The following is a 12568-nucleotide window of genomic DNA, read 5'->3' as shown; positions in this document are numbered from 1 at the left end:
ACTCCACCCGGGGGGTGTCCGAAACCTGGGGCGGTGGGTCCTTCAGTGGTCGGGCCAGGGGCGGGCCCGGGTGACCAGACCGGTGAAGGAGGCCAGTAGGCGGAGTTCGTCGATGGTGCGCGGGGCGGTGGTGAGCAGGTCGGGTGAGTGCACGACCAGGGCCAGGAGTTGGGCGCGCGAGAGGGCGACGTTGAGGCGGTTGCGGTCCAGGACGAAGGAGGGGCCGCGGCTGGTCTCGGCGGCGTCGGAGGTGGTCATGGAGCAGATGACCGCGGCGGCTTCCTGGCCCTGGAACTTGTCGACGGTGCCCACCCGCACCCCGGCCAGGGCGGGGGTGTGCTGCTGGGCGTGGGCCAGGGCCTGGCGCAGGGTGCGCACCTGCAGGTTGTAGGGGGCCACCACCAGGATGTCGGTGCCGGTGAGGGGGCGCGGGCCCTGGTCGGGGTCGAGGGTGAGGTGTTGGGTGAGCAGGGTGCGGGCGGCCTCGACGACGGCCTGGACCTCTTCGGGGCTGTGGGTGGTGCGGCCGGTGTGGGTGACGGGGTGGGCGTACACGCCCGGGTCCAGGGGGCTCAGGTGGCGTTGGGCGGTGCTGGGGTGGGCCTGCAGGCGGCCCTGGTAGGACAGGTCCGAGACCGGGGCGCACACGGCCGGGTGCATGCGGCGGGTCTGGTCCAGGAAGTAGCCCAGGGCGGGGTCGATGATGGCTTCGGTGCCCATGAGGTGTTGCAGGGCCGAGGCGTCGGCGCCCTCGGAGTGCACGCCCTGGACGACCTGGGGTAGTTGTTGGGGGTCGCCGAGCAGGACGAGGTTGTGGGCGCCGGCGGACACGGCCAGGGTGTCGGCCAGGGCGAACTGTCCGGCTTCGTCGATGATCAGCACGTCCAGGGGGTCGGCGAGGGTGTCGGCGCCGGACATGCCCCAGGCGGTGCCGCCGATCAGGACGGGTTGGCCCTGGGCGGTGCGTTTGGTGCGCCAGTTGGCCAGTGCCTGTTGGGTGGAGGGTTGCTGCCAGGGGGCGTCGGGGTCCTTCTTCCCGCCGCGGGGGCGTTTGGCGGCTTCGATGTGCAGGCCCTGGTGGTCGGCGGCGCGCAGTGCGGCGGCCATGACGTTCTCCACGGCCTTGTGGCCGGTGGAGCACACGCCGACGCTGCGGCCCTCCTTGATCAGGTGGGTGATGAGTTGGGCGGCCAGGTAGGTTTTTCCGGCTCCGGGCGGGCCCTGTACGGCCAGGTAGGAGTGGTCCAGGCGGTCCACGGCGGTGATGGCGGCGCCGATGAGGTCGCCGTCGGACGGGGCGGGCAGGGGGCCCGGCGGGTTCAGGCGGGGCGGGGTGCGGCGCAGGGTGTCCAGGCCGGGGTGGCGGGGCCAGTCGGGCAGGTGGTCCACGGCGGTGCGGGCGACCGTTTCCAGGGCGCCGTCCTTGGGTTTGGGGTCCACCGGTGAGCCGGGCAGGACCGCCAGGGGGGTGCGGGAGGGCAGGTCGTCGGGGTCGGCGGTCTCCAGCAGGGTCAGGGTGTCGGGTTCGGCTTTGAGGACCTTGGCGGGGCGGGTGGCGGCCCCCTGGCCGGGGGCGCCGGGGTGGAGCAGGTGGACGCTCTCGCCGGTGGTGAAGGGGTTGGGGTGGGCGCGGTCCAGGCGCATGGTGATTTCACGGCGGGCCTTCTTCTGCCTGCCGGTGGGTTCGGTCCACTCCCCCGCCTGTACCTGCCAGGGCACGGCGCAGTTGCTGTCGGTCTCCAGGTCCTGCAGGGGTGCGTTCTGGCGTTGGAAGTGTTCGCGCCAGGGCGGGGTGTTCTCGCGCTGGTAGTAGCCGACCAGTGAGGCCAGGGCTGCGCGGGGGCGGTCCTGTTCGGTGCGTTGCTCGGGTTGTTCGGGGACCTGTTCGAGCAGGGGTTGGGTCAGGGCGGTGTGGCGGGCGCTCTTCTCGGCGCGTTTGCGGGCGCGTTCGGCCTCGTCCTCGGTGAGTTCGAGTTGGCGGAGGGGGCGGTCGGTGATGCCCTGTCGGGTGCGCTGGTCCTCTAGCCAGTCGCGTAGGCGGGCGGTGGAGTGGCAGTCGTCGCGGTTGTAGGCGGCGATGTCGTCCAGGACCCGGGCGGCGGCGGGGGTGTCGCCCTCCTCCCGGGCGCTCAGGTAGGCGGCGTAGGCGTCGATGCTGGAGGCGGCGGTGGTGACGCCCCCGCCGCGGGCGGTGTCCAGGTAGAGGGGTTCGAGGTACTTGATGGAGTAGGAGCGTTGGGACACGCGCAGGCTCTTGCGGACCACGGTGTACAGGTCGACGAGGCGGTTCTCGCGCAGGAGGCGGTCGACCTCCTCCTCGCGGGTGTTGAATTCGGAGCTGAGGAGTTTGAGGCGGTCGACCTCGTAGGAGGCGTAGTGGTAGACGTGGGCGCCCTCGTCGGTGTCGATGCGGGCTGTGGCCAGGTCGACGAAGTCCTCCAGGGCCTTCTTCTCCTGGGTGCGGTCGTGGGCCCAGAAGGCGTGGAAGGTTTCGGTGCCGTCGGTGTCCTCGGTGGTGGCGCCGAAGAGGTATTCCAGGCCGCGTTCGCCCTGGCGGGAGTGGTAGGGGTAGCCCTCCATGTCGAAGAAGAGGTCGCCGGGGCTGGGGGCGGGCAGGCTGGCCAGGCCGTCGGGGGCGAAGACTTCGGCGGTGACCTGCCCCTGGGGGTTGGCGGGGGTGCGGGTGGTGTCCTGGCGTACCTGCAGGGCGGCTTGGGCGCGGAGTTGGTCGAAGGAGCGGCTGGGCAGGGTTGCGGGGCGGTCCTGGTCGGTGGCCCGGGCCAGGGCGTCGATGGTGTCCAGGCCGGCGTCGGTGAGTTTGGCGGCCTGGTCGGTGCGTAGTCCGGCGACCAGGGACAGGTGGCGGGCGGCGGTGCGTCCCTGGGAGCACCAGGTGCTGTAGCCGCAGTTCTCGCACAGGGGGCGGGGTTGGCCCCAGGTGGGGGTGGGCAGGGCGGGTTCGTGGGCCAGGTGGTCGAGCAGGCGTTGGGTGAGGGTGGTCAGGATGGGGGTGAACTCGGCGGTGGGCAGGGTGTGGGTGCGGCTGTCGCCGGTGAGCAGGTGCATGTGCTGGGGGGTGTGTCCGTGCAGGACTGCCACGGCCTGGGCGTAGGCGGTGAGTTGGACCACGGCTGAGGGGCCGGGGCGGCGGGCGAGTTTGGTGTCCCAGGGTTCGTAGGTGAAGGGGGTGGGGGTGTCGGGGCGCGGTTGGCCGGTGGTGGGGTCCAGGTCGGAGCGGATGAGGAAGTCGGCGCGTCCGTGGAAGGCCACGTGGGGGTTGAGGGGGTGGTGGAAGGAGGCCTGGTAGATGACCGGGGCGGTGGCGGCCATGGCCTGGGCGGTGGCGTGGGCGGCCTGGGCCAGGGAGTGGTCGTCGGCGGTGGGTGCCTCGATGCTTACCAGGTCGTCGCCGAACAGGGCGCTCAGGCGTTGGAGTTCGGCCTGTTCGTGGAGTTCGCCGTGGCGGGCGACGAGGGGGTCGATGTCCTCGGGGCGGGGTGCGCCGGGCAGGTGGGCGGCCAGGGCGCTCTTGAGGGCGGTGCGGTGGTCGCATTCCAGTGTGTCGACGAGGTCGGTGGGTGAGACGACCCAGCCGGTGGTGGTGCGGAACAACGCCCGACTCCCCCTGGTGTTGTGGTGTTGGTCTGTGTCGGTGGTGGGGATTGTGCCACGTCGCGGGGGTGTGTGGGGTTTGTTGTGCGCGGGTGGGTGCCGGGTGCGGGTACGGCGGCGCCCCGCACCGGTGGGGGTGCGGGGCGCGCGGGGTGTGTTCGCGGGGGCGGGGGGGTTAGCCCACGACCTCCCAGTTGACGGTGCCCACGCCGGCGCCGGTGCCGATGATCTGGTCGAAGGCGGCGGTGGACAGGTCCAGGCAGCGGCCGGGGATGAAGGGGCCGCGGTCGTTGACGCGCACCGTCACCGACTTGCCGTTGTCGGGGTTGGTCACCTTGACCATGGTGTCGAAGGGCAGCGTCTTGTGCGCGGCCGTCATGCCGTAGGTGTCGAAGGTCTCGCCGTTGGCGGTGGTGGCGCCGTGGAAGCCGTCGCCGTAGAAGGAGGCCTCACAGGTGCCGCCTTCGCCGGTGCCCTGGGAGGCGTCCGAGTTGCCGGAGGGTGTCTGGGGTTCGGGCTCCGGTGTTTCCTCTTCGGGTTCGAGGATGGCTGGGCCCGAGGCGCTCAGGGCCTGGGGTGCCGCGGCCTGGGCGCGTTCGGCCTCGTCCTGGGGTTGTTCGGGTTCGGGGGCGGTGAGGGTTCCGATCTTGGCCTGGGGGATCCCGGTGGCGCTGGTGGCGTTGTCGGGTTCGGCGCCGGAGGTGATGACGGCTGCCGCGGCGGTGCCGCCCACGAGCAGGGTCAGACCGGCGGCCGAGGCCACGACCAGGGCGCGCTTCTTGCGTGAGCGTGCGGCTGCCAGGCGGGGCCCGACGGGCGGGGGTGCGTCCTGGGTGGTCGCATCGTGGCCGTCGGCCGGTGGGATCTGGGGCTCGTGTTTGCCCACAACGCAGTCCTTCGAACGGGAACAGGGGTGTGGCGGTCGCCTCCGGGCGTGGTGCGGTGGTGCCGTGGAGGGCCTGGTGTGTCCGGGTGGTGCGGGCCCCGGGGGGATGTGTGGGGCCGGGCACGGGCCGGGCGGGACCGCCGGTGGCATTGCACGGGGTCTGGGCGCAGAGCTTAGGGGTAACGCGACAGTAACGGTACCGGAAAGTGATGGTTTGTGGAACTTCTCACCCGGTGGCCCGCACGGAGCGCAGTTCGGGTCGGCGCGGGGGCAGGCCCCGGGGGAAGAGGGCCTGGGTCGGGTCGGGCAGGTCCAGGCCGCTGAGTTCGGCCACGGCCTGGGACAGGGTGGGGTTGTCCAGGTGTCCGCCCACGGCGCGGATGAGGGTGCCCAGGGTGGGCAGGGGCGGTGCGTCCAGGGCGGCGGTGGCGTAGCGGGCGGCCACGGCTGGGGTGCGTGAGGCGCCCGCCCAGCAGTGCAGCAGGACGCGTTTGCCCTCGTTGCGCAGGGCTGCCACGGCAGCGGCGGCCTCGTTCAGGGTGAAGTGCAGGTTGGTGTTCTTGCCGGGGGTGTCGTGCAGCCACACGCGCACCCAGTCGGGGCCGTTCAGGTGGGGGGCGTCGTCGGGGTGGGTGCGGCACAGCGAGACCACCGCGTCCACGTCTTGGGGGCGGGTGCGCAGGTGGTCGAGGTTGCCGAGCAGGACCCCGGGGTCCAGGGGGTGGGGCACGGCGAAGGGCGGCAGGCGCTGTTCGGGCCGTTCCCGGATGGGGTGCTGGGGCCACTGGCGGGGTTGGGTGCCGCGCATCTGGAGCAGGGCGGCGGTGATCAGGGTGTGGGGGTCGGTGTGCCCGCTCAGCTGGCGCAGTGTGTGCAGGGGCAGGGCGGAGGCGCCCCAGCGGGCTCCGGCCAGGGCTCCGGTGTACATGGCGGCCGGGTCGCCGCCGGTGTGGTGGGCAGCCCGGATCGAGTCCACCAGGTGGGTGCAGGCGAAGGTGCCGTGGGCGGGCTCGTGTGCGGGGTGGGGGGTACGGGTCAGGGCCCGCCAGGAGGCGCCCAGGGGGTCGTGGTCGGTGGTGTGTTCCAACTCGGGTGAGTGCGGGGTTGCGGCGGTGCGCACCAGGGCGCTCAGGGCCCGTGCCCAGGCGTGTGGGGCGGGGTCGCGGGGTGTGGGCGGGGCGGGGTTGTGCGTTGGGGGTGTGGTGGCGGCCCGGGCCAGGGCGGTGCGGATCAGGTGGGCCAGCAGCGCGGGGCCGGTGGGTGCGCGGGGGCCGGGCTGCTGGGGGGTGGTGGCCGCGGTGGTGAGTTGTCGGATCCGGGCGGGTGGTGCGCCGACCAGGGTGGCGGCGGCCGCGGCGCCGAGCAGGGCTCCGGCGGCCCGGTCGTGGGCGGGGTCCTCGGGCGGGTGCGGGGGTGTGGGTGGCACGGTGGTTCTCCACGGGGTGAGAAGGGGTGGGGTCCGGATCCGGGCGGGGTCCGGGGGTGGTCTTCCCGGTGGAGGGGGTGTGCGTGCGCGGGTTGCCGGTTGTGGCCATCCGGGTGTGGTGGGCGGGCCGCGGCGTGTAGGGGGCGGTGGTGGTTCGGTGCTCGGGATCAGGTCCGGGCGGGTTGGGGCAGGCAGGCGCTCAGGTAGCGCTCGGCCACGGCGTGGGCGATGGCGGCGTCGGGGCACAGGGGTGCGGCCACCGTGTCGGCGCCCGAGTCGCTCAGGCGGTCGTGGAACAGGCCGGGGGCCAGCAGCCAGGCGGCGACGCTGATCCGGGTGTGGCCCGCCGTGCGCAGTTCGGTGACCTTGTCGGTGATGGTGGGGGTGTTGGTGGCGGCGTAGGCCAGGTGGACGGGGGTGTTCATCTGTTGGGACAGGCGCTGGGCGGCCTGGTCGAGTTCGGTCTGGGCGTGGGGGTCGGAGGTGCCCGCGCAGCCCAGGACGAGGGTGTCGCCGGGGCGGTGGCCGGCGGCTTCCAGGCGTTTGCGGGCGGTGGCGGTCAGGGCGGGGTGGTCGCCCAGGGCGGGGGTGATGACGGCGTCGGCTCGTCCGGCCAGGGCGAGTTGGTGGGGGATGTCGGTGCGTACGTGGTAGCCCGAGGTCAGGAAGGCGGGTACGACCACCAGGGGTCCGGGTGTGGTGGCGGCGACCTGTTCGACGGTGGGGTCCAGGACGTCGGCGAAGGCCAGGCGGGTGGGGCGGTGGGTGATCTCGGCCACGCGCAGGGCCAGGGAGTGGGCCACGGCGGTGCCGCGGGGCGAGCGGGTGCCGTGTACGGCCAGCAGCAGGGTGGGGGTGTGGTTCAGCATGGGTGGGTGTCCAGGGCCAGGCGGTAGCCGCGTTTGACGACCGTTTGGATGATCTTGGCATCGCCCAGGGCGGTGCGTAGGCGGGCCACGGCTGTTTCGACCGCGTGGGCGTCGGCGTCCTCGCCCAGGCAGGTGAGCAGGTGGGCGCGGTCGCGGACCTGGCCGGGGCGGTGGGCCAGGGCGCGCATCAGGCGCATGAGGGTGGGCGAGAGGGTGTGGACGGTGCCGTCGACCAGGACGGCGTGTCCGCGCAGGCGCATGCGGTGGCCGGCCACGTGCAGGGTGGGAAAGCGGGCGGGGAGTTCTTCGGTGAGTTTGCGGACCTGGGCGCCGATGCGGGCGCGGTCGGGCCACACGGTGGGGATGTCGTGGGCCATCAGGGGGCGTGCGGTGACCGGTCCCACGCACATGGCCAGGACGTGGCCGTGCAGGGCCTGGACGAGGGCGTGTTGTTGGCCGGTGGTGTGGGCGCGGGTCAGGAGTCCGGCGGCGGCGGGGGCGCTGGTGAAGGTGACGGCGTCCACTCCCCCGGTGGTGACGGCTTCGATGAGGCGGTCCAGGGGTGCGGTCTGTTCGGGTTGGGTCCACCGGTAGACGGGGACTTCGATGACTTCTGCTCCGGCCAGGCGCAGGGCGGCGGTGAAGTCGGGCAGGGGTTCGCCGTGGAGTTGGATGGCCACGCGTAGGCCGTGGACGCCGCGTTGGAGGAGGTAGTCCAGGACCTCTGCGGAGGATTCGGAGGGCGGGGACCATTCCTCGGTGAGGCCGGCTGCGCGGATGGCGCCCTTGGCTTTGGGGCCGCGGGCGAGGAGGCGGGAGGAGGCCATGCTGCTCAGGAGGGGTTCGGCCATGCCCCAGGTTTCGCAGGCCTCGACCCAGCCGCGGAAGCCGATGCCGGTGGTGGCCACGACGACGTCGGCGGGGGTGCGGGTGAGTTGTTCGGAGACGGTGGCCAGGCGTTGGTCGTCGCTCAGGGGGACGATGCGCAGGGCGGGGGCGGCGATGACCTGGGCGCCCTTGCGGTGCAGCAGGGCGCTGAGTTCCTCGGCGCGGCGGGCGGCGGTGACGGCGACGGTGAACCCGGCCAGGGGTGCGGTGGTGGCCTCGGCCGTGGGCGGGGAGGCTGTGGCGGGTGGGGCGTTGTTCATGGTGTCCCCTGTTCTGCGCGGGTGCTGGGGGTGGTGCCGATCTGGACGGTGTGGTCGTGGACGCGGACCGGCCAGGTGGCCAGGCGGGTGTGGGGGTCGTCCAGGCTTTGTCCGGTGCGCAGGGAGAAGAGGTGTTTGAGCATGGGTGAGGCCACGGTGGGTTCGCCGTCGCGGTCGCCGACGATACCGCGGGCCAGGACGGCGGCGCCGGTGTGGGGGTCGAGGTTGTCCAGGGCGTACAGGTGGTGGTCGCGGGTGAGGAAGAGGGCGACCTGGTGTCCGTCGGGGAGCAGGGCTGCCAGGCCGATCTCGGGTTCGAGGCGTTCCTGCGGGCAGATGGTGACCCAGTCGGTGGTGGCGGGGGCGTGGGTGAGGACGCTCATCGGGTGCTCTCCTGCTGGTGGGTGCGGGGGGTGGGCATGCCGAGGTTGAGGGGGCCCGGGACGGGTTGGTCGCGGGTGGTGGTGAAGCTGATGGTGGGGTCGGGGGTGGTGGGGGCGTTGGCGAAGGAGACGAAGCGGGCGAGTTTGTCGGGGTCGTTCAGGACGGCGGCCCATTCGTCGGTGTAGGTGTCCACGTGGCGGGCCATGGCGGTTTCGAGTTCGTGGGCGATGCCCAGGCTGTCGTTGACCACGACCTCGCGCAGGTGGTCCAGGCCGCCGTCGAGGGACTCGATCCAGGGGGCGGTGCGCTGGAGGCGGTCTGCGGTGCGGATGTAGAACATCAGGAACCGGTCGATGTAGCGGATGAGGGTGTCCTCGTCCAGGTCCGCGGCCAGGAGTTGGGCGTGGCGGGGGGTGAAGCCGCCGTTGCCGCCCACGTACAGGTTCCAGCCGGTGTCGGTGGCGATGATGCCGAAGTCCTTGCCGCGGGCCTCGGCGCATTCGCGGGCGCACCCGGAGACGGCGGACTTGAGTTTGTGGGGTGAGCGCAGGCCCCGGTAGCGCTCTTCCAGGCGGATGGCCAGGCCCACCGAGTCCTGGACGCCGTAGCGGCACCAGGTGGTGCCCACGCAGGATTTGACGGTGCGCAGGGACTTGCCGTAGGCGTGCCCGGATTCGAAGCCGGCCTCGACCAGGCGTTGCCAGATGGCGGGGAGTTGTTCGAGGCGGGCGCCGAACAGGTCGATGCGTTGGCCGCCGGTGATCTTGGTGTAGAGGTCGAAGTCGCGGGCGACCTCGCCGATGATGATGAGTTTGTCGGGGGTGATCTCGCCGCCGGGGATGCGGGGCACGACCGAGTAGGTGCCGTTGCGTTGCAGGTTGGCCAGGTAGCGGTCGTTGGTGTCCTGCAGGGTGGCGGTTTCGCCGTCCAGGATGTGGCCGCCGCCCAGGGAGGCCAGGATGGAGGCGACGGCGGGTTTGCAGATGTCGCAGCCGTGGCCGGTGCCGTGGGCGTCGATGAGGGCGGAGAAGGTGGTGGTGCCGGTGGCGCGCACGATCTCCAGGAGTTCGGCGCGTGACTGGGTGAAGTGTTCGCACAGGGCCTTGGACTGGGTGATGCCGGCCTGGGTGAGGATCTGTTTGAGCATGGGCACGCAGGAGCCGCAGCTGGTGCCCGCCTTGGTGCAGGACTTGAGTTCGGCCACGTCGTGGGAGCCGCACTCGATGGCGTGGGTGATGTCGCCCTTGGTGACGGCGTTGCAGGAGCAGATCTGGGCGGTGTCGGGTAGGGCGTCGGCGCCCAGGGACTCGCCGTCGGGGGTGATCAGGGCCAGGGGGTCGCCGGGCAGGGGTGAGCCGACCAGGGGGCGCAGGGTGGCGTAGGCGGAGGCGTCGCCGACCAGGACGCCGCCGAGCAGGGTGGTGGCGTCGTCGGACAGGACGAGTTTGGCGTAGCGGCCGCTGGCGGCGTCGTTGACGACCACGTCCAGGGCGCCGGGGGTGCGGCCGTGGGCGTCGCCGAAGCTGGCCACGTCCACGCCCAGGAGTTTGAGTTTGGTGGAGGTGTCTGCGCCGGTGAAGGTGGCGTTGCCGCCGACCAGGCGGTCGGCGACGACCTCGGCCATGGCGTTGCCGGGGGCGATGAGCCCGTAGACGGTGCCGCGGTGGTGGGCGGCCTCGCCGATGGCGTGGATGTGGGCGTCGCTGGTGGTGCAGGTGTCGTCGATGACGATGCCGCCGCGTTCGCCGGTGGTGAGGCCGCTGGTGCGGGCCAGGTCGTCGCGGGGTCGGATGCCCACGGAGAACACGACCAGGTCGGTGTCCAGGTGCTCGCCGTTGTCCAGGAGCAGGCGGGCGGCGCGGCCGTGGGGGCCGGGTTCGACGGCGGTGGAGGCGGTGCGGGTGTGGACGTGCACGCCCAGGTCGGTGACGAGGTTGCGCAGGAGTGCTCCGGCGCCTTCGTCGATCTGGGCGGGCATCAGGTGGGGGGCGAGTTCGACGACGTGGGCCTGCAGGCCCAGCAGGCGTAGGGCGTTGGCGGCTTCCAGGCCCAGGAGTCCGCCGCCGATGACCACGCCGGTGCGTGCGCCGGAGGCGGAGTCGGTGATGGCGTCCAGGTCCTCGATGGTGCGGTAGACGTGGCAGCCGGGCAGGTCGTGGCCGGGGACGGGGGGCACGAAGGGGGTGGATCCGGTGGCCAGGACCAGGCGGTCGTAGGGCAGGACGCGGCCGGAGGTGGTGGTGACGGTGCGGGCGGCGCGGTCGATGGCGGTGGCCTGTTCGGCGACGTGGACGTCCACGCGGGGGCCGCGTAGTTCGCCCAGGGACAGGTCCTGGGCTGTGGCGCCGTCGAAGTAGGTGGACAGGGCGACGCGGTCGTAGGCGGTGCGGGGTTCCTCGCCTATGACGGTGATGTGCCAGTGGCCGGCGGTGTCGCGGTCGCGGAGGGCCTCGACGAGCCGGTGGCCGACCATACCGTTGCCGATGACGACGAGTTCTTCCATGGGGCGGCTCCTGCGGGCTGCGGGGTCGGACGGTTTCAGGCAACCTGCAGGGTGTTACCCGGTGGTTGGGCGGGTGTGTCGGGGGTGTTTCGTTGTGCTGTCACTGCAGGTGGGGGGTGAGTGATTGGTGTGGTGGGGGCGGGTCTTGCCTGGCGGGGCGGGTGCGGGTCGGCGGTGGGGTGCTGTGGTGCGGGGCGGGGTGGTGTGCGGCACATCGGGGTGTGTCAGGGGCGCTGGTGTCCGGGGTCCCGGGGCTGTGGGGTGCGTTGGTCGATGAGGTGTTGGCGGTGGCAGCTGCGGCGTACCGCGGTGACGATGATGAGTAGGAGGCCGCCGGCCGCGCCCAGGAACGGGAGGGCCAGCTGGGAGGCCAGGGAGCCGAGGAGTCCGGTCATGGTGTGGGCGGCGAGGTCGTCGCCGTAGGCCAGGGCGAAGCGGACGTCGTCGGGGGCCTGGCAGGTCAGGGTGTATTCGCCGGCCCGGGTCAGCTCGGTCGTGCCGATCATCGCCCAGGATCCTTCGGGGCCTTGGACCTCGTGGTTGAAGGTGGGGTAGGCGAAGGCGGGTCGTTGGCCGTCGGGGCCGGTCAGGGAGCAGGCGGTGTGGTCGACCGGGGTGGGTGAGCCGTACAGCAGCCACTGCGGTTGGGTGTGCACGGCGGGGTCGAGGGTGAAGGTGGTGCTCTGGGTGCCCCGGGTTTGCGCTGTGAAGTCGGGTGGGGTTGTGGCCTGCAGGATGAGTGCGACGAACAGTACGGCGCCCAGGGCCAGGGAGAGCGGGATGAGGGCGCCGCCCACCCAGTACCAGGTGCGGGAGGGGCGTAGTTCCCGGGGGTCCACGTGGGGCGGTGGCCCGTAGGGGGCCGGGTGCGGTGCGGCCATGCGGTGAGTGTCGCATGGGTGACCTGCGGGGGTGTGTTTTCCGGGGCAGGTTTGGGTGGGTGTTGTCGAACCTGTGCCCGGGTTTGGTGGGGGTGCGGGGCGGCGGGGCGGGCCGAAACGGTGCGGTGTTGTAGATCGTTTGAGGGTTTGTCCTCTTGTCTCCTTTCTGGAGTGGGATTTTTCGTCCCAGGGTTCACTGGGTTGTTCAATGACACACTTGAGGGGTGGGGTGGTCGGAAGGGCTGCCTGAACTCTGGAGGGGGATCTGATGACCGAGGACGAGATCATCCGGTTCGTGGCCGGGCTGGGTGAGGTGGACGTGATGACCGCGAGCCGGGAGGGCGGGGCGCCCGAGATCGCCTGGGGTGACTCCTTCTTCCTGTACGACCCGGACGGGGAGGCGCGTGAGCGCAGCGGTTTCACGCCGTTCGCGACCCTGGTGACCAAGGACTACCCGGGCTTTGACGGCGACTCCCGCCTTGATCGGCCCGGGGTGTTCCGGGTCAACGTCGCGGTGGGGCGGGAGCTGTTCGAGGAGGTCGTGGGCCACTCCCCCGCCGCGCACGCCGAGCACCGCGGGGGGTTCGACTTCACGGAGCTGGACCGGGTCCTGCCGCACCCGGCCTACGCCGCCCAGGGGTGGGTGACGGTGCTCAACCCGGGTGAGCGGACCGCGGGTCGGGTGCGTGAGCTGTTGGTGCGGGCCCGGGAGCGGGCCGTGGCCCGGTACCGTCCTCAGGTCTGAACCGGGGGTCCCGGCCCGGTGGCGGGCGGGGGTCGAGCGCGGGCCCCTGGAATCCGCCCCCGTAGGGGCCCTTCGCCACACGCTTGCTGGGGTTGTCGACCGGGGTGAGGGCCG

The 12568-nt window shown here is 72.2% G+C and carries 9 protein-coding genes; 1 reads left to right on the top strand and 8 read right to left on the bottom strand.

Translation table 11 applies throughout. The annotated features are described in order from the left end of the window. Positions 1-42 precede the first annotated feature (42 nt). From AC0VYD_RS14190 to AC0VYD_RS14155, 8 genes are all read right to left on the bottom strand, one after another. Positions 43-3612 (bottom strand): TM0106 family RecB-like putative nuclease, encoded by a 3570-nt coding sequence (locus AC0VYD_RS14190; protein ID WP_475476006.1) that lies wholly within the window; start codon positions 3610-3612, stop codon positions 43-45. Positions 3613-3787: 175 nt separating this feature from the next. Then, a complete protein-coding gene (locus AC0VYD_RS14185) occupies positions 3788-4498 on the bottom strand; it encodes a septal ring lytic transglycosylase RlpA family protein (RefSeq protein ID WP_475476005.1) in 711 nt (236 codons plus the stop codon). Positions 4499-4724: 226 nt separating this feature from the next. Beyond that, a complete protein-coding gene (locus AC0VYD_RS14180) occupies positions 4725-5924 on the bottom strand; it encodes a dual specificity protein phosphatase family protein (RefSeq protein ID WP_475476004.1) in 1200 nt (399 codons plus the stop codon). A 167-nt stretch (positions 5925-6091) separates the two neighbouring features. Further along, positions 6092-6793: a sirohydrochlorin chelatase gene (locus AC0VYD_RS14175; protein WP_475476003.1), complete on the bottom strand. Its 702-nt coding sequence runs from the start codon at positions 6791-6793 to the stop codon at positions 6092-6094. Then, positions 6787-7941, bottom strand: a complete 1155-nt coding sequence (locus AC0VYD_RS14170) for a uroporphyrinogen-III synthase (RefSeq protein ID WP_475476002.1) — start codon at positions 7939-7941, stop codon at positions 6787-6789. The genes AC0VYD_RS14175 and AC0VYD_RS14170 overlap by 7 nt, the downstream gene beginning before the upstream one ends. Then, on the bottom strand, positions 7938-8324 hold the full coding sequence (nirD, locus tag AC0VYD_RS14165; protein ID WP_475476001.1) for a nitrite reductase small subunit NirD: 387 nt from the start codon (positions 8322-8324) through the stop codon (positions 7938-7940). Before nirD ends, AC0VYD_RS14170 begins: the two co-directional genes overlap by 4 nt. After that, complete coding sequence (gene nirB / locus AC0VYD_RS14160; protein WP_475476000.1) at positions 8321-10828, bottom strand: nitrite reductase large subunit NirB; 2508 nt, start codon at positions 10826-10828, stop codon at positions 8321-8323. Before nirB ends, nirD begins: the two co-directional genes overlap by 4 nt. Positions 10829-11052: 224 nt before the next feature. Continuing rightward, a complete protein-coding gene (locus tag AC0VYD_RS14155) occupies positions 11053-11709 on the bottom strand; it encodes a hypothetical protein (protein WP_475475999.1) in 657 nt (218 codons plus the stop codon). A gap of 268 nt (positions 11710-11977) precedes the next feature. Here AC0VYD_RS14155 and AC0VYD_RS14150 point away from each other — a divergent pair, with 268 nt between their 5' ends. Continuing rightward, positions 11978-12454, top strand: coding sequence for a DUF6194 family protein (locus AC0VYD_RS14150; RefSeq protein ID WP_475475998.1), 477 nt, complete (start codon positions 11978-11980; stop codon positions 12452-12454). Positions 12455-12568 lie beyond the last annotated feature (114 nt).

This window comes from Nocardiopsis sp. iso_40, assembly GCF_056173285.1.
Note: the sequence above shows the minus strand (reverse complement) of the source record. Positions and strands in the feature narration are given on the sequence as shown.

Bases quoted from the DNA above. Each gene is read 5' to 3' on its own strand.
- AC0VYD_RS14175 (WP_475476003.1), bottom strand. From the start codon at position 6,793: ATGCTGAACCACACCCCCACCCTGCTGCTGGCCGTACACGGCACCCGC.
- nirB (WP_475476000.1), bottom strand. From the start codon at position 10,828: ATGGAAGAACTCGTCGTCATCGGCAACGGTATGGTCGGCCACCGGCTC.
- nirD (WP_475476001.1), bottom strand. From the start codon at position 8,324: ATGAGCGTCCTCACCCACGCCCCCGCCACCACCGACTGGGTCACCATC.
- AC0VYD_RS14170 (WP_475476002.1), bottom strand. From the start codon at position 7,941: ATGAACAACGCCCCACCCGCCACAGCCTCCCCGCCCACGGCCGAGGCC.
- AC0VYD_RS14150 (WP_475475998.1), top strand. From the start codon at position 11,978: ATGACCGAGGACGAGATCATCCGGTTCGTGGCCGGGCTGGGTGAGGTG.
- AC0VYD_RS14155 (WP_475475999.1), bottom strand. From the start codon at position 11,709: ATGGCCGCACCGCACCCGGCCCCCTACGGGCCACCGCCCCACGTGGAC.